This window comes from Alsobacter sp. (assembly GCF_059501845.1).
The window spans coordinates 101121-117406 of the sequence record NZ_JCACDK010000017.1 but is presented as its reverse complement, the minus strand read 5'-3'; the positions used below and the strand labels follow the sequence as shown (position 1 = coordinate 117406).

The 16286-nt window shown below is 68.3% G+C and carries 11 protein-coding genes; 6 read left to right on the top strand and 5 right to left on the bottom strand.

What is annotated here, in order from left to right:
• Nucleotides 1–12: 12 nt before the first annotated feature.
• The 3 genes from AC5JCN_RS14050 (at nt 13) to denD (ending at nt 2742) form a co-directional block, all read left to right on the top strand.
• A complete protein-coding gene (locus tag AC5JCN_RS14050; RefSeq protein ID WP_495755691.1) occupies nt 13–759 on the top strand; it encodes an SDR family oxidoreductase in 747 nt (248 codons plus the stop codon).
• Between the two features lie 140 nt (nt 760–899).
• On the top strand, nt 900–1727 hold the full coding sequence (locus AC5JCN_RS14045) for an NYN domain-containing protein (RefSeq protein WP_495755690.1): 828 nt from the start codon (nt 900–902) through the stop codon (nt 1725–1727).
• A 22-nt stretch (nt 1728–1749) separates the two neighbouring features.
• A complete protein-coding gene (denD, locus tag AC5JCN_RS14040; protein WP_495755689.1) occupies nt 1750–2742 on the top strand; it encodes a D-erythronate dehydrogenase in 993 nt (330 codons plus the stop codon).
• Nucleotides 2743–2763: 21 nt separating this feature from the next.
• Here the strand turns inward: denD and AC5JCN_RS14035 are convergent, their stop codons facing one another.
• Complete coding sequence (locus AC5JCN_RS14035) at nt 2764–4281, bottom strand: helicase HerA domain-containing protein (protein WP_495755688.1); 1518 nt, start codon at nt 4279–4281, stop codon at nt 2764–2766.
• 318 nt (nt 4282–4599) lie between these two features.
• Here AC5JCN_RS14035 and AC5JCN_RS14030 point away from each other — a divergent pair, with 318 nt between their 5' ends.
• The gene (locus AC5JCN_RS14030) at nt 4600–6312 is read left to right on the top strand and encodes a glycosyltransferase family 4 protein (protein WP_495755687.1); all 1713 of its coding nucleotides are present in this window, start codon (nt 4600–4602) and stop codon (nt 6310–6312) included.
• Nucleotides 6313–6618: 306 nt separating this feature from the next.
• Nucleotides 6619–7341 (top strand): helix-turn-helix transcriptional regulator, encoded by a 723-nt coding sequence (locus tag AC5JCN_RS14025; RefSeq protein ID WP_495755686.1) that lies wholly within the window; start codon nt 6619–6621, stop codon nt 7339–7341.
• 75 nt (nt 7342–7416) lie between these two features.
• On the opposite strand, the gene AC5JCN_RS14020 is transcribed toward AC5JCN_RS14025, so the two are convergent.
• From AC5JCN_RS14020 to AC5JCN_RS14005, 4 genes are all read right to left on the bottom strand, one after another.
• Nucleotides 7417–8220 carry a Crp/Fnr family transcriptional regulator gene (locus AC5JCN_RS14020; RefSeq protein ID WP_495755685.1) on the bottom strand — a complete coding sequence of 268 codons (804 nt, stop codon included), beginning with the start codon at nt 8218–8220 and terminating at the stop codon, nt 7417–7419.
• A 289-nt stretch (nt 8221–8509) separates the two neighbouring features.
• Entirely contained in the window at nt 8510–10207 is a 1698-nt protein-coding gene (mepK, locus tag AC5JCN_RS14015) for a peptidoglycan L,D-endopeptidase MepK (protein WP_495755684.1), read from the bottom strand.
• A gap of 206 nt (nt 10208–10413) precedes the next feature.
• Nucleotides 10414–12612 carry a L,D-transpeptidase family protein gene (locus AC5JCN_RS14010; RefSeq protein WP_495755683.1) on the bottom strand — a complete coding sequence of 733 codons (2199 nt, stop codon included), beginning with the start codon at nt 12610–12612 and terminating at the stop codon, nt 10414–10416.
• 146 nt (nt 12613–12758) lie between these two features.
• Entirely contained in the window at nt 12759–14255 is a 1497-nt protein-coding gene (locus tag AC5JCN_RS14005) for a sigma-54-dependent transcriptional regulator (RefSeq protein WP_495755682.1), read from the bottom strand.
• A gap of 183 nt (nt 14256–14438) precedes the next feature.
• Between AC5JCN_RS14005 and AC5JCN_RS14000 the strand changes: the two genes are divergently transcribed.
• A complete protein-coding gene (locus tag AC5JCN_RS14000) occupies nt 14439–16262 on the top strand; it encodes a M3 family oligoendopeptidase (protein WP_495755681.1) in 1824 nt (607 codons plus the stop codon).
• Nucleotides 16263–16286 lie beyond the last annotated feature (24 nt).

The following is a 16286-nucleotide window of genomic DNA, read 5'->3' as shown; positions in this document are numbered from 1 at the left end:
CAGGGGACGCACATGACAGGACGGCTCGAGGGCAAGGTGGCGGTCGTCACCGCCGCGGCGCAGGGCATCGGACGCGCCATCGCAGAGGCCTACCTCCGCGAGGGGGCCACGGTGTGGGCGACGGACCTTGCGGAAGACAAGCTGGCCGGCCTCGCCGGGGCGAAGGTCCGCAAGCTCGACGTGCTCTCCAACGATGCCGTCGCGGCATTGGCGAAGGAGACAGGGCCGATCGACATTCTCTGCAACGCCGCCGGCTTCGTGCACCACGGCACCGTGCTCGATTGCGACGACAAGGCCTGGGAGTTCTCCTTCGACATCAACGTCAAGTCGATGCACCGGACCATCAAGGCCTTCCTCCCCGGCATGCTCGAGAAGGGCAACGCCTCGATCGTCAACATCGCCTCGGGCGCGGGCTCCGTGCGCGGCATCCCCAACCGCTACGTCTACGGCGCAACGAAGGCGGCCGTGATCGGCCTTACGAAGGCTGTGGCGGCGGATTTCATCCGCAAGGGCGTACGCGCCAACGCCATCTGCCCTGGCACCATCGAGTCGCCCTCGCTGGACGATCGCATCGAGACGCTGGCGAAGAACACCGGGCAACCCGTCGAAACCGTCCGCCAGGCGTTCGTTGATCGCCAGCCGATCGGCCGTCTCGGAAAGCCCGAGGAGATCGCCGCCATGGCCGTCTACCTGGCCGGCAACGAGTCGGCCTATACGACCGGGCAGATCTTCCTCGTCGACGGTGGTTTCGCCCTTTGAGGCCTCAACCGGCGGTTGGTTGCTATCCGCGCCCGGTCTTTCGATGATCCAGCCTTGGCCGGGCCATCATTGCTTTGTGTCCGCCTGAATAAGCGAGGGCTCCCGCGGGAGCCCTCTTCCTTTTGGTCGTGGCGGGCTTCATGGATCGGTGCAGCGTGTTCGTCGACGCGGGATACCTGTTCGCGCAGGGGTCCGCCCTGCTGGCGGGTTCGCGACGCAGACGGGAAGACATCCGGCTCGACATCGCAGGCGTCAGGTCCGCGCTGCAGGACGCAGCGGCCATGGTGGCGCCGGGCGTCCCGGTGCTCCGGATCTACTGGTACGATGGCGCGCCGATGGGCCGCCTCAGCGCCCAGCAATATGCTCTGGCCGAGACCGACGGCATCAAGCTGCGGCTCGGCGCCCTGAACCTGGGCGGCGAGCAGAAGGGCGTCGACCCGCTCATCGTCAGCGATCTCGTGGAACTCGCGCGCAACCGGTCGATCTGCGACGCCGTGCTGGTGACCGGCGACGACGACGTGCGTCTCGGCGTCCTCGTCGCCCAGTCCTACGGCGTGCGCGTCCACGTGGTGGGCATCGAGCCCGCGCGCGCGACCCAGTCCCGGCTGCTCCGCATGGAGGCCGACAGCCTGATGGAGTGGGGCGCCGCCCGCGTCTCCGCCTTCCTCTCGATGCGCGACGAGCCGGCTGCCACTCCCCCGCCGACCCCTGTGGTGGACGGAGAGTCAGCCACCCCGTTGATGACCGTGGTGTCGGCTTTCGTGAGTGCGCTCAGCCCCGACCAGATGCAGGGTGCGCGATCCTTCGCCCAGGCAGCGGGAGGGCTGCCGCCGGATATCGACCGTCGCCTGCTCCCCGTTTGCCGAACCGCCATCGGCCGCAACCTCGACGCATCCGAGCGGCGTCACGTCCGTGCTATTGCCCGTGACATGCTGTTGGGTCTACCAACGCAGATTGCGGTGCAATGAACTCTGCGGGCGGAAACACATCATGCACATTCTGATCATCGGGGCGGCCGGCATGGTCGGGCGCAAGCTCACCGAACGGCTGGTCAAGGACGGCTCCCTGGGTGGGCGCCAGATCACCAAGGCCACGCTCCACGACGTCATCGAGCCGGCCGTGCCCGCCGGCGCGCCCTTTTCGGTGACGACGCTCGCGTCCGATTTTTCGCTTCCGGGCGAGGCCGAGAAGCTAGTCGCCGGGAACCCCGATGTGGTGTTCCACCTCGCCGCCATCGTGTCGGGAGAGGCGGAGCAGGAGTTCGACAAGGGCTACCGGATCAATCTCGACGGCAGCTGGAAGCTGTTCGAGGCAATCCGCCAGCTGAACATGGCGAGCGGCGGCACCTACAGGCCGCGGGTGGTGTTCACCTCGTCCATCGCAGTCTTCGGCGCTCCCTTCCCGGAAGCCATCGGCGACGAGTTCTTCCACACCCCGCTCACCTCCTACGGCACCCAGAAGGCAGTGGGTGAGCTGCTGCTGTCCGACTACACCCGCAAGGGTTTTCTCGACGGCATTGGCATCAGGCTGCCCACCATCTGCGTGCGTCCGGGCAAGCCGAACAAGGCAGCGTCGGGATTCTTCTCCAACATCATCCGCGAGCCTTTGGCCGGCCATGAGGCCGTGCTGCCCGTCGGCGAGGACGTGCGCCACTGGCACGCGTCGCCGCGCTCGGCAGTCGGGTTCCTGATCCACGCGGCGACGATCGACGGAGAAACCGTGGGCCCGCGCCGCAACCTCACCATGCCCGGCCTTGCCGTGACGGTGGGCGAGCAGATCGAGGCGCTCCGCAGGGTGGCGGGCGACAAAGTGGTCGCGCGCATCCGCCGCGAACCCGATCCGGCGATCATCAAGATCGTCGCGGGCTGGCCGCGCAACTTCGCTCCCAAGCGCTCGCCGGAGCTCGGCTTCAAGGCCGAATCCTCGTTCGAAGAGATCATCCGCATCCACATCGAAGACGAGCTCGGCGGCAAGATCGCCTGAGACGCCCAGGGGGCGCTGGCTTCAGCTGGCCAGCGCCGCCCCGCCGCGCGGATCGCCGGGCGCCGTTTCAAGGCTGAAGTCGGGAAGAACGGCGGCCCGCCATCCTGCCCTGTCGACGCGAAGGACGATCGCGCCCTGGGCCTCCAGGGTCGAGAGGAGGCGCTTCGCCCGACCGGGCGAGCGGCTGCCGAACACCCGCGCCACCTCCGGGTCCGCCGGGCAGGGCTCGCCGCACAGCGCCGCACGGGCCAGCAGCAGGTAGACGCTCCGTGCGTCGTCGTCGGCAAGGCACTCGGAGAAGGCGACGATCTCCGGCCAGCGGCCAGGTGCCTCCGTGCCGGGGTCGGGCTCGCGCCCGGCCCGCGCCACGGCGAGGCGTCGGCGGAATTCGCCCATGTCTGGTGCGGGTCCCGGGATGCGCAGGATCCGGCAACGGACCAGGAAGTCCTGGTAGAGCACTGCATGCGAGCGGAAAGGGGCCTCCGCATCCGCAAGTATGTCCGCCATCACCGATGACAGCGCTCCGTCGCGCTGGGCAAGATCCTCCGGCGTCGCGGGGGAGGGCGGTACTTCCCCGGTGCGCGCTTCTCCGGCGGCCTGCCTGTGTGCGGCAACCTGCGCCAGCAAATCGTGGGTCGAGGGCGGTGGGGCAATTGAGGGACGGGGGCGTGACGCCCGCATGGGCGCCTCAACCGGTTCCATGATCATGTCGAGCAGGCCCTCGGCCGGACGCTCGGGGAGCGGCAGCAGCTTCGGAGAGGTGGCGCGCGGCTGCGTCTCCACCGGCCCGATCCGGACCGGCAGCGGCCTGCGCGCGAGCGCCGGGCCGAGCGCCACGAAATGCCCGCGCTGCAGGTCGCGAAACATTTCGGCCTGGCGCCGCTCCATGCCGAGCAGGTCGGCGGCGCGCGCCATGTCGATGTCGAGGAAAGTGCGCCCCATCAGGAAGTTCGAGGCCTCGGCCGCGACGTTCTTGGCGAGCTTGGCGAGGCGCTGCGTTGCGATAACGCCGGCCAGGCCGCGCTTGCGTCCCCGGCACATCAGGTTGGTCATCGCCCCGAGGGAGACCTTGCGGGCCTCGTCCGACACCTCGCCGGCTGCCGCCGGGGCAAAAAGCTGCGCCTCGTCGACGACGACGAGCATCGGATACCACTGGTCGCGTTCGGCATCGAACAGGCCGCCGAGGAAGGCGGCCGCGCAACGCATCTGCCCTTCCGTGTCGAGCCCCTCGAGGTTCAGCACGACGGAGACGCGATGCTCGCGCACGCGCTGCGCGATCCGCACCAGCTCGACCTCGCTGCGGTCGCCATCGACCACCAGGTGTCCGAACCGGTCGGCCAGGGTGACGAAGTCGCCTTCAGGGTCCACGACGCATTGCTGCACCCAGGGCGCGCTCTGCTCCAGGAGCCGGCGCAGCAGGTGCGACTTTCCCGATCCTGAATTGCCCTGCACCAGGAGGCGCGTCGCCAGAAGTTCTTCGAGGTCCATGACGGCCCGGGCTCCGCCCTGGCCTTCGCCCATGTCGATGTCGGTCCGCATTCCCGCTCCGGCCACCTTCTCCCGCACGTCTTGTTACGACCCAGAGGGGGTAGCACGAAGCGCGGCGCGTGGGGGGCCCGAGGGCCCGCCCTCCACAGCGGCGGAATGTCCGAGGCCGGCTCCGGCGGCGCGGTGCCGCATTGTGCGGCATGCCGCATCCACCTTTTCTGGATACGGTCTGAATTTGCGTAAAACCGCGCCAGTGTGTGTGTCGTGCACCAGAAACAGGGCGGACTCGGCGTGTTTAACTTGGGCTAATCGCGATTCGCGGCACCCTGCCTATGGTGCCGCGACACGGTCTCGAGCATGGATTTGCCTTTGACGGGAAAAGGACCCCCGCCGCCGGGCGGCAGGGGAGCAGCGGCACTCTACTTCGATCCCGACGCCTTCACGACGAGCCGCCCCGACCTCCTCGGACGCGATTCGGCGGGTGAGGGATTCGTCCGTGCGCTCGCCCGCTATGGCAAGGCGAGCCCGTTGCTGTGCCTCTCCCACAGCCGCTCCAGCGCCGACACGCTGCGGACGATCGTCGAGCCCCTGCGCGGGCTCGATTCGGTGGAATGGATCCCCATGACGCAGCCGGAGAGGCTGGCCGATGTCGGCTGCCTGATGGTGCCGGATGCCAATCTTCCCGCCTTCGCGTGGCAGAGGCGCTCTGCCGGCCAGCGGACCTATGCGTTGTGCGGGCTTGTGCGCTCGCCGCTCAACGGAGCGGTCTCCCGCCGCATTGCCGACATGCTGCACGCGCCGGTCGAGGCGTGGGATGCGCTCGTCTGCGTTTCGTCCGGCGTGCAGAAGGCCGTCTCCTTCATCCTCGACGAGGAGGCACGCTACCTCGAGGACCGGTTCGACGCCGCACGGATCACGCGACCGATGCTGCCCGTCATCCCGCTCGGCCTGGATCCGGGCGAGTTCGCCCCCGATCCAGCGGCGCGGACAGCCTGGCGCAAGCGGCTCGGCATCGGGACCGGCGACTTTGCCGTGCTGTGCTTCGGCCGCCTGAGCGCGCAGTCCAAGGCCAACCCTCTGGCGCTGTTTCTGGCTCTCGAGGAAGTGGCGGCGCGCGTCCCGCAGCGCGTGCACCTCGTGCAGGCCGGATGGTTCGGCTCCGTGCCCGCCGAGACGGCCTACCGGGCCGAAGCTTCAAGCCTCGCGCCGTCGGTGAACGCCATCTATCTCGACGGGCGCGATCCCGCCGTCCGCCGTTCCATCTGGGGGGCCTGCGACAGCTTCGCGCTGCTCGGCGACAATGTGCAGGACACGTTCGCGCTGACCCCACTGGAAGCCATGGCGGCTGCGCTGCCGGTCGTCGTCTCGGACTGGAACGGCGCCAAGGACGTCGTCCGCCACGGGGTGGACGGGTTCCGCATCCCGACGCTGATGCCCCCGCCGGATTCCGGGCCGGACATCGCCTCGCGGTACGTCGCTGGGGTGGACGGCTACGACCAGTACATCGCCCACGCTGCGATGTTCGCCATGGTGGACATCCCCGCCACGGTCCAGGCACTGGAGACGCTCGCCCGGAACCCGGATCTCAGGCAGTCCATGGGCGAGACGGGGCGGAAGCGGGCGCGGGAGACCTATGCCTGGCCGGTGATCATCCGCCAGTTCGAGGAGCTGTGGGCCGAGCAGTCCGAGCGCCGCGGGCGGGGCGTCGAGGCGGGAGCGGTGGCGGCCGGCCGGCAGGTGAACCCGGCCATGCCTGATCCGTTCAGCGCCTACGCCGCCTATCCGACCCGGGCGCTGCGTCCGGATGACCAGATCGGCATGGTCGATGCCGACGGGATAGACATCTACGAACGGCTGCGGGTCTCTCCCCTCGTTCGCCATGCCCGGGCGGCGCTGCCATCCGACGCGCTGTGCAGGGCTCTTCTCGAGCAGCTGGAGAAGGGCGCGCAGTTTCGCGTGCGGGACGTGGTCGCCGTCCTGCCGCCGGAACAGAGACGGGCGGCGGTGCGGGCCTTGGTGTGGTTCGGGAAGATCGGCGTGGTGAGGATCGTCGCTGCGCCGTCGGGTCAAAGGTCCCGCTGACCCCGCCGGCGGGGTTCCCGCACGAAGTCGTACCGCCTTTGCGCCCCGCCTGGACGGGCCTCGATGCGGGCGTACGGCAGCGCTGTCGGGAAAAAGCGGGCAGCCAGCGTAACTTGGTTAACAAACGTAACCATACGCACCGCAATCAACCATTTTGCACGACGTTCAAAAGCCTAGGTTCCGGCACGCTAGGCATATCCTTAAAGTTGTGTTACTTCAAATTCGACAGTTCGAGACGACCCAAATTCCCCGCTCGCCCCGCCAATCGGGAAGCAGCCAAGCCGAGACCAACAGAGGCACAAGGCCATGATGATCGACCACCCCTCCGCCAAGGTCTTCCTCGTTGCCCGGCAGCGCATGCTGCGGGAACTGTTCGGCGAGCATCTCGCGGGTGTTGCACCTGACCTTGCCGTCGCGGGGCACGAAAGTTTCGCCGAGGTGCGCGACCGGGTCGAGGAGGCGGGGCCGTGCCTCGTCGTTTTCTATTGCGCTGGCCTCGACGACCGCGTGGCAGACGAAATCCGTGCCGCCGCCCGGCTTGCGGGCAAGGTGCCCGTCGCGATCATCTCCGATGGCGGCGACGAGGAAGTGCTCCGCCTCGCGATGTCGCTGGGCATCCGGGGCCTCATCTCCACAACCATGGGTGCTGCCGCGCTGGTGCACGCGCTGCGTGTTCTGCTCGCGGACGGCGAGTTCATGCCATCCTCCGCCGTGCTGGCAGCAGCTGCCGGTTACTCGGCCGAGCCGCGCGGTGCCGGTGACCCGGCGACCGCCGAGGGCGTGCCGCTGAGCCGCCGGGAACTCGACGTCCTCCAGCTCCTGCACACGGGCAAGTCGAACAAGGCCATCGCCGCCGCGCTGGACATGCAGGAAGGAACGGTCAAGGTCCACCTGCGCAATCTCATGCGGAAGTTCGGTGCCCACAATCGGGTCGAGGTGGTCCTGGCCACGAGCGAGATGATCCGCAATTCCGTGCCGCCGGCGGCCGTGCGGACCCGGGGTGCGGAAGCCCGCGTACTGGTCGGCTGAGGCTGGGTTCGCGGGGGTTCGACCGGCGGAGGAGTTCCCCCGCCAGCCATCGCCATCAGGACGGCACGCTTGGAGCTACGCTGCGGAAACGGCTACGCTTTCGCCGATCGCTACCGTATCTGCCACGGATGGCCGGACGCCGGCCGGCCGCTTCAGCCAGGTGACGTAGCTGTCCTCGAAGGTGCTGATCTGCCGGAGCTGCGCGAGATCGGCAACCACCAGCTCCCGGCGAACATAGCGGATCACGCCTGAGCGCTTGAACTCCTTCAGCGTGCGGCTGACGTGGATGGGCGTCAGCCCGATCGCGTCGGCGATCTGGTTCTGCGTCATCGGAACCACGATGCCGGCGCCGTGGGCGAGGTCGCGACCTTCGGCGCGGCAGCTCAGCTCCAGCAGCAGGTTTGCCACCCGTTCGCGCGCGGAGCGGCGCGCCACGTCGGCCAGGCGCTCGCGCAGGAGAAGCTCGCGGCGGATGATCTCGGCGGTCAGGCGAAGGCCGAGGGTCGGCTGCAGGCCCGCCTGCCGCATGAGCGTTTCGCGGGGGATCAGGCAGTAGGTCACCTCGGTCAGCGTCTCGCAGCCGCAGGCGGCTGCTTCACGCAGGTTGAGGTTCAGTCCCACCATGCTGCCGGACAGCTCGATCGTGGTGATCTGGCGCAGCCCTTCCGGGAAAAGGCGATAGGAGAAGGCCCATCCCGACAGCAGCCCGATGATGCGCTCGCCGCTTTCCTCCGGAGCCTGGAGCTGGCGCCCGGCCGGCATGCGGAACGTACCACCCGGCGGCGCAAGCCGCAGCAGGTCGTCTCGAGTGAAGGGGTAGCAGCTGCCGAAGAAGGCCGGCGTCTGCCCGTATCCCCCTAACGGTACGGTCGCGGTCATCTCGATGTCTCCGCCGTATGCGGGCCGACGGATCGGCAGTCCAAGGACGCAGGCTGCGGAGGTAAATATTAATTTCAGCCCTTCAGAATACTAAAAAGATTAATCCCCAACAGGCAATTACACTTATGGGGTTTACCCGACCCCTTTCGGAGTATGGTTGACTGCGCGTGACCGTACGGAGGGTGGTTCGCCTACCCCCGGTCATGCCGAAATTACATGCAGGGACTCGGGCTTGCAGCTTCGCTTTCGCTGCAAACGACCTTGCCGAAAGCGGTAGGACCGGCTTGCCTCAGGGCTGGAACTTGGCGACCGCCAGGGCCTTCACGGCCGGTCCGGAGAAGCGCTCGGTGGTCATATCGTCGGCCGTGCCGAAGCCCATCACGACCGATGAGGCAGGCGAATCGGTCAGACCCCGGACATTGGTGACGGCAATGTGGGCCTTGGCGGTACGCACGCGGGCCGTCTTCGGCAGGCCGGTTGCAGCGGCAGAGAAGAGCGATTTCAGGCCCGTCCTGTCGAGCTCCGCGGCGGATGCAGTCTGTCCGCCTACGGCCAAAGGGGCCTCTGCGCGCGCGTGCTGCGGCGGCGGACCGGGCTGCGGCGCCAGGCTCGCTGTCACCAGCGCCGTGGGCCGCACCGGCGGCATGGGAGCGTAGGCCGAGACGTCCTTGTCGCCGGGCGGAGCTGAGATCGTTTCGGCCACGCCGATCGTCTCTGCACTGGGCACGATGGGCAGGAGCGAAGCGACCTCCACCGGGCGTGATGGCGGCAGCGGCACGTCAGCGGCCGCGACCAGCGATTCCAGATCCCGCGGACGCGAGAGCGGCAGCGGGACGACTGGGCCCTCGTTCGCGGCTTCCGCCCCGTCCGGCCGTGCTGCGCCTGCCGGGCCCGCTTCCCAGACGAGCTGGGGCTGCGCGGACCGGCCTGCCGGCTGTTGCTGCAGGGCAGGCTCGGGCGCAAGGGCGGCGACGGCGACGGGCTTGGCCTGCGGAGCGGGGGCTGGAGACGGCTGCGGGGGTGCCTCGGCAGCCGCCGGGGCCTGTGCGACGGCAGCCGCGCCGCCCGAGACGATGGGGCTGCCGCGGGTGACTGTCTCGTAGGGTTCGACCGTGTTCTCCGGCTCCTCGGCGCGGGCGACCCGCGTAGAGCGGCGGTTGACCTGCGCCCGGGTCTGCTGCGCCTCGTCGTCACGCGAGCCGAAAAGGGCGGCGAAGAAGCTCTTGCCCTTGCTGCCGAACAGGCCCTCGTCCTCGTCGCCGGCGTCGGCATAGGCGGAGACAGTGCCGCCATAGCGCTCGATCTCGGCTGCCGCGACGTCGTAGCCCGGCATCGGCTTGCCGTCGGAGGGAATGTGCACGGTTTTCCCGTCCGGGAACAGCCGGGTCAGCTGATCCCGGGTCATGCGCGGCCAGTGGCGGACACTGCCGGCATCGAGATGCACGAAGGGATTGGAGGTGGGATAGTAGCCCACTCCGCCGCGCTGAAGGCGCATGCCGACTTCGCGGACCTTGGACATCGACACGTCGGGCAGCTGGAAATCCATCGCCTTGCCCAGCATGTGCTGGGAGTGCTTGGCCACCTGCCTGGAACGGCGGCGCAGCATGGCGTTGGTTTCGGGGGCACGGTAGGCGGAAACGATGTGCAGAGGCTCGTTGGAGCCGACCTCGCGATGCACTTCCCAGACGATGTCGAAGAGGCGCGGATCCATGCTGGTCGGCTCGTCGCGGCGCCAATCGCGGAGGATCCAGTTCAGCTTCTCGAGGGCGTCTTTGTCGAACTGCCCGTTCCGCTTGTAGGTGATCGACGCCGATTCACGCGTGTGCGTGTGGTAGATCTCCAGCGTCCGCGTTTCGCCATTGGCATTGGCGAGGCCGCTCGTCCCCGTGCTGGCCAGCAGGACGCCCAGGGCTCCCGCGGGCATCGACAGGAAAACGGCCCAGCGCCGGAGAACGGTGGCGGCACGATGTCTGCGCGGGCGGGCCAACTCTTCTAATCCGCCTTGGTGGGAGCGAAATGCAGCCGTGGCTCTGAGGACATCGGCTTCGTAAACCGATGGTTGCCGAGAACGGTTAATGCCACGTTACCCCCCACGCTGCACCACCCATTACGCAGGTGGCGTCGGCGCCGCACCCGACACGGCTAGGACCGAAAGGTGGCGAAAACTTGGACTCGGCAACCCGGTCCACTGCCTCAGCGTGAGGTGACCACGTCCTTCAGGCCGGCGAAGCGGCGCCCGTCATTCGTCAGGCCGAGGGCCGTGCGGACCTTCCCGTCGTGGCCGTAGATGTCGTCGCGCCGCTGAAGCCGGCCATGCTCGTCCACGAAGAGCGTGAAATAGGTGAGGTGAATGGGCAGCGGCTCGGCCAGGCGGATCATCCGCTCGCCCTTGCCGATCAGCTTGCGGATGCGCTCCTCGTCGTAGCCGGCGTCGCCGAGCACCACTTCGGCCAGCCGGAAAGGCTGGTCGACGCGAACGCAACCATGGCTGAACGCCCTGCGGTCGGCCGAGAACAGGTTCCGCGTCGGGGTGTCGTGCAGGTAGACGGAGTGCTGGTTGGGGAACATGAACTTGATGAAGCCCAGCGCATTCCGCTCGCCCGGCGGCTGGCGCACGGCGATCCGCCCGTTGCGGCTGATCACCTCGTAGCCCCGCTTGGCGGCATAGTCCGGATCCTCGGCCAGCTTGGGCAGGATCTCGTTCTTCATGATCGAGGGCGGGATGTTCCAGTACGGGTTGACGATGACGTGCTGCATCGCGTTCGAGAACAGCGGCGTCGGAGTGTCCGGCTTGCCCACGATGACCCGGGTCTGGTGCACGATCGCGTCGCCGTCGAACACGCGTAACGTGTATTCGGGCAGGTTGACCGTGATGTACCGCTTGCCGAGATCCTGCGGCAGCCAGCGCCAGCGCTCCATGTTGGCGATGATGTCGGCCGGCGACACCGACGGAGTGGGCCGCGGCCCCTCGAGGATGGCGGCGGTCGAGGGGTCAAAGACGCCTGTGGCCCGGCGACGGTTCGCCCTCTGCAGGCTTTTGACGGCATCCGCGAGTTCGTCGTCGTAGACATCGTCCTCGCGGGCGGGAAGGTCGAACTTGGCGCGCAACAAGGGAACACGTGCGTCGGAGACGCCGATCCGAAGTGCCGGGCCAGCCGAGAGGGGCGCCTTGCGGTTCAGCGCACCGGTCGTTTCCCGCAGTTCCACCAGCTTGGCCCTCAGGGCCTTGTAGCCCTCGTGCTGCGGCTGGTATCCGGCGAGGATCTGTGCCGGGTCTGCCGCGGCGCCGATGCTGGCGAGCACGGTTGCCGGCGCAGGCAGGGTGAGTTCAGGCGTGATCAGCTTCGACAGGCGAGCCGGCTCGATCCGGCCGCCGCGTGCGTCGCGGGCATAGGCGTAGGCGGAGGCCGCGACGGCGAGCTCGGCCTGCGCAGCGGCATCCGGAGTTGCTGCGAAAGACGCCGGTACAGGGTAGGCTGCCGGATCCATGCCGTCGAAATCCGCCGACGCGATCTGGTCCGCCACGCTGCGAGCCGTTGCGTTCAGTCCGGACAGTCCGGCAAACAGCGGCTCGCCGTGGCGCGCCACGTAGAAGGAGGCGATGGCCTCCCTCTCGCTCTTCGACAGTTGCGCCATGGGGCCGGCCGTCCATGGGCCGGACGCCAGCCGTGCCTCGACGGCGACGGCCACCGGATTTCGGGCGGCAATATCGATGACGACGGCTGCCGGCGGAAGCTCGGGCACCAGCACATCCGCCACGGGAGCGGGAGCGGGGTCTGCCACGCTGGCGACCGGGGCCGGCTCCGCCGGAGCTGCCGCTACGGGGGCAGGCGCGGGCTCGGCCGGCGCCTCGGCCACCGGGGCAGGGGAGGGCTCTGCCGGCGCTGATGCGACGGGGGCCGGGGAGGGCTGCGCGGCCTCTTCGGCAACGGGTGCCGGAGCGGCCCCCGATGGAGCCTCCGCAACTGGCGCCGGAGCCGGCTCAACGGGAGCCTCGGCCACCGGAGCGAGGGCAGCGGGTTCCGCTGGAGCCTCCACGACGACCGGAGCGGGCTCCGCCGGCTGCTCGGCCGCCGGTGAGGAGGCAGGCTCAGCGGGAACCTCGATGACGACCGGTGCGTCCGGAAGGTCCGGCGGCGCGATCTGGGGCTCGGGAGCAGGAGGATCGATCCTGACCGTGACCGGCGGTGGCTCGGGGACGACCACCTCAATCGGCGCCAGCGCAGGCGACGCCGCGCCCTCAACCGCAACCGCGGCAGGCGAAGCACCAGCAGCCTTCACCACCTCGAATGCGGGGGTCTGTTGGTCGCCCGCGACGGCCGCGGGGGCCGCCAGCACCAGGGCCAGCAGGGATGCACCGGTCAACGGCGCACGCCAGAGGCGCGCACGCATGATTGTCTCCGTCACGGCCATCCTGTGCGCTGCATCCTTGGTCACTTGTCCATGTCCCCGTCGCGCACGCAAGGTGCAATCCCTGCGGCCTGATTCACGAAAGTGGTGAACCCCGGTTTTTCCGGAGCGTGTTGCAAAGCTGCCGGTCAGGCCGCTGCGGTCTCGCCGGGATCGTCGGTATCGAGGCCGTATTCCTTCAGCTTCCGGTAGAGCGTCGAGCGCCCGATTCCCAGACGCCGCGCCATCTCGGTCATGTGACCGCGGCAATGATCCAGCGCGAACCGGATCGCCGCCTCCTCGAGATCAGTCAGGGATCGTACCTCGCCGGTGTCGTCGATCAGCCGGAGATAGCTGGGATCGCGCATGACGATCTCGGCCGCGGACGGCGCGGTCATGGAGGGTGTCTCCGCGACCGGCGCTGCCATCGGAAGAGGCGGGGGAACCCGCACGTCGTAGCCTCCCACCTGCGCCGCGATCTGCGGGAATTCGTCAACGCCCAGCTCGTCCCCGTCGCACAGCACGACGGCCCGGAAAACGGCGTTCTCCAGCTGGCGGACGTTGCCGGGCCAGGAATAGCTGGTGAGGAGCGCGGCGGCCTCGGCCGTCAGGCCGCGAAGGCGCTTGCCTTCCTCGGCGGCGAAGCGGGCGGTGAAGCGGCGGGCGAGATCGGCGATGTCCTCACGCCGGACGCGCAGCGGCGGAATGGTGATGGGGAACACGTTCAGCCGGTAGAACAGGTCCTCGCGGAACTTGCCCTGCTTCACGAGCTCTATGAGGTTCTGGTTCGTGGCCGAGATCAGCCGTATGTCGACCTTCACGGGCCGGCGGCCGCCCACCGGGTCCACCTCGCCCTCCTGGATGGCACGCAGCAGCTTGACCTGTGCGTCCAGCGGCAGTTCGCCGACCTCGTCGAGGAACAGCGTGCCGCCATGCGCCTCGACGAACTTGCCGACATGGCGTTCCGTCGCGCCGGTGAAGGAACCCTTCTCGTGGCCGAAGAGAATGGACTCGACCAGATTGTCGGGTATCGCGCCGCAGTTCACCGTCACGAACGGCTTGCCCTTGCGGTCCGACGAACCCTGGATGGCGCGGGCGAGGAGCTCCTTGCCGACACCTGATTCGCCCTCGATCAGCACGGGGATCGTCGACTTGGCGGTGCGCTCCGCGAGCCGCATGGCCCGGCTCATCTCCGGGCTGCGGGTGACGAGGTCGCGGAAGCTCAGCGTTCCCGACACCTGCCTGTTGATGCGGCGGATTTCGCCTTCCAGCGCGTCGGTGCGCAGCGCGTTCTTGATGGAAACGGACAGCCGCTCGGCGCCGACGGGCTTGACCACGAAGTCGGCCGCGCCGGCGCGCATGGCGGATATCACGGTCTCGATCGACCCATGGGCCGTCTGCACAATGACGGGAGGCGGGTTGCCCCGCTCCTCCAGGCGCTTCAGCACCGTCATTCCGTCGAGATCGGGCATCACGAGGTCGAGGATGACGAGATCGATTCGGCCTCCCTCCGCTGATTCGAGCCTGGCCAGCGCGCCTTCGCCGCTGTCGCAGACCTGCGGGTGATAACCGAGCCTCTGGACGGTGTTTTCGAGCAGCCGACGCTGGATCGGATCGTCGTCCACGATGAGAATCGTGCTGCTCATGCGGTCCCCGCCTGTTCCGTTTCGGGGCGATCGTGAGTGTTGCAGGTAAACGACCCCTTAAGGTCAACGCGGACCCGCGACCCCTTCGCGCCATTGATCGGAGGCGTGCACTCGCCGATATGTGCGAGAGGCAAAGGCCGTCCCGCCGGACGACGAGGAACACAGATGCGCAGGCTCCCGGACATGCCCCGATCGACCGCAGCGGCAGCGCGCGGAGGCGGCGATGAGCCGCTGGGAAATCTGCCGGAATGGGACCTGAGGGATCTTTACCCCGGCATGGACTCGCCGGAGTTCCGCGACGACTTCGCCAGGGCGGAAGCCGAATGCAGGGCCTTCGCCGAGGCCTATCGCGGCAAGCTGGCCGCAATGGTGGCGGAGCCCGATGCCGGTGGCAGGCTGCACGAGGCGGTGAAGCGCTACGAGGCGCTCGAGGATGTGCTCGGCCGGATCATCAGCTTCGCCGGACTTGTCTATGCCGGCGACACGTCCGATCCCGTCCGCGCCAAGTTTTACGGCGATGCCCAGGAGCGGCTGACCGCCGCCTCGACGGACCTGCTCTTCTTCCAGCTCGAGTTGAACAGGATCGATGACACCGTGCTCGACCGGCTGGCCGCCGACGGTCCGCTCGCGCATTACCGGCCCTGGCTGGAGGACATCAGGCGGGAGAAGCCCTTCCAGCTGGACGACCGGGTGGAGCAGCTGTTCCACGAGAAGTCGATGACGGGCCGGGCAGCCTGGAACAGGCTCTTCGACGAGACGATCTCGTCCCTTCGCTTCCAGGTCGGCGAGGACGAACTGACGCTGGAGCCGCTGCTCAACCGCTTCCAGGATCCCGCCGAGCCGGTTCGCCGGCAGGCAGCCGAGTCGCTGGCAGCCACGCTGGGCGCAAATGCCCGCATCTTCACGCTGATCACCAACACGCTGGCCAAGGACAAGGAGATCTCCGACCGCTGGCGCGGCTTCAAGGACGTGGCGGAATCGCGCCACCTCTCGAACCGTGTCGAGCCGGAGGTCGTGGACGCTCTCGTTTCCGCGGTGCGCGCCGCCTATCCGCGCCTGTCGCACCGGTACTACGCCCTGAAGGCGCGCTGGTTCGGGGTGGAGCAGCTCAACCACTGGGACCGCAACGCGCCACTTCCCCGCGTCGAGCAGCGGGTGATCGGCTGGCCGGAAGCGCGCGATACGGTGCTCGGCGCCTATTCCGGCTTCTCGCCGGAGATGGCCGAGATCGCGAAGCGCTTCTTCGACGGGCGCTGGATCGACGCGCCGGTGCGCGCGGGCAAGGCGCCGGGAGCCTTCGCCCATCCCACGGTGCCCTCCGCCCACCCCTATGTGCTGCTGAACTATCAGGGCCGGCCGCGGGACGTGATGACACTCGCCCACGAACTCGGCCATGGCGTGCACCAGGTTCTCGCCGCCCCCAACGGCGCGCTCATGGCGCCGACGCCGCTGACCCTGGCCGAAACCGCCTCCGTCTTCGGCGAGATGCTGACCTTCCGCGCCCTGCTCGACCGCATCAGCGAGCCTGCCGCGCGCAAGGCGATGCTGGCCGCCAAGGTCGAGGACATGATCAACACCGTCGTGCGGCAGATCGCGTTCTATTCCTTCGAGCGCGAGATCCACGGCAAGCGTGCGGATGGCGAGCTGACCTCCGACCAGATCGGCACGATCTGGCTGGACGTGCAGCGCGAGAGCCTGGGGCCGGCCATTCGCTTCGGGGCGGGATACGAGACCTTCTGGTCCTACATCCCGCATTTCATCCACTCGCCGTTCTACGTCTACGCCTATGCGTTCGGCGATTGCCTCGTGAACTCGCTCTACGGCGTCTACGAAAAGGCGCAGGCGGGCTTTGCCGACCGCTACCTCGCCATGCTGGCGGCCGGCGGCACGCGCCACCACACCGAGCTTCTGGCCCCGTTCGGGCTGGATGCGCGCGACCCTGCCTTCTGGCAGATCGGCCTGTCGCTCATCGAGCGGATGATCGCCGAACTGGAGGAGATGCCGTAGGCGTTCGCGCCTACGCAATCTCAA

What these genes read in the sequence shown, in the direction of transcription:
- AC5JCN_RS14010 (WP_495755683.1), bottom strand. Translation starts at nt 12,612, where the DNA reads ATGCGTGCGCGCCTCTGGCGTGCGCCGTTGACCGGTGCATCCCTGCTG.
- AC5JCN_RS14020 (WP_495755685.1), bottom strand. Translation starts at nt 8,220, where the DNA reads ATGACCGCGACCGTACCGTTAGGGGGATACGGGCAGACGCCGGCCTTC.
- AC5JCN_RS14045 (WP_495755690.1), top strand. Translation starts at nt 900, where the DNA reads ATGGATCGGTGCAGCGTGTTCGTCGACGCGGGATACCTGTTCGCGCAG.
- AC5JCN_RS14000 (WP_495755681.1), top strand. Translation starts at nt 14,439, where the DNA reads ATGCCCCGATCGACCGCAGCGGCAGCGCGCGGAGGCGGCGATGAGCCG.
- AC5JCN_RS14025 (WP_495755686.1), top strand. Translation starts at nt 6,619, where the DNA reads ATGATGATCGACCACCCCTCCGCCAAGGTCTTCCTCGTTGCCCGGCAG.
- AC5JCN_RS14005 (WP_495755682.1), bottom strand. Translation starts at nt 14,255, where the DNA reads ATGAGCAGCACGATTCTCATCGTGGACGACGATCCGATCCAGCGTCGG.
- denD (WP_495755689.1), top strand. Translation starts at nt 1,750, where the DNA reads ATGCACATTCTGATCATCGGGGCGGCCGGCATGGTCGGGCGCAAGCTC.
- AC5JCN_RS14035 (WP_495755688.1), bottom strand. Translation starts at nt 4,281, where the DNA reads ATGCGGACCGACATCGACATGGGCGAAGGCCAGGGCGGAGCCCGGGCC.
- AC5JCN_RS14050 (WP_495755691.1), top strand. Translation starts at nt 13, where the DNA reads ATGACAGGACGGCTCGAGGGCAAGGTGGCGGTCGTCACCGCCGCGGCG.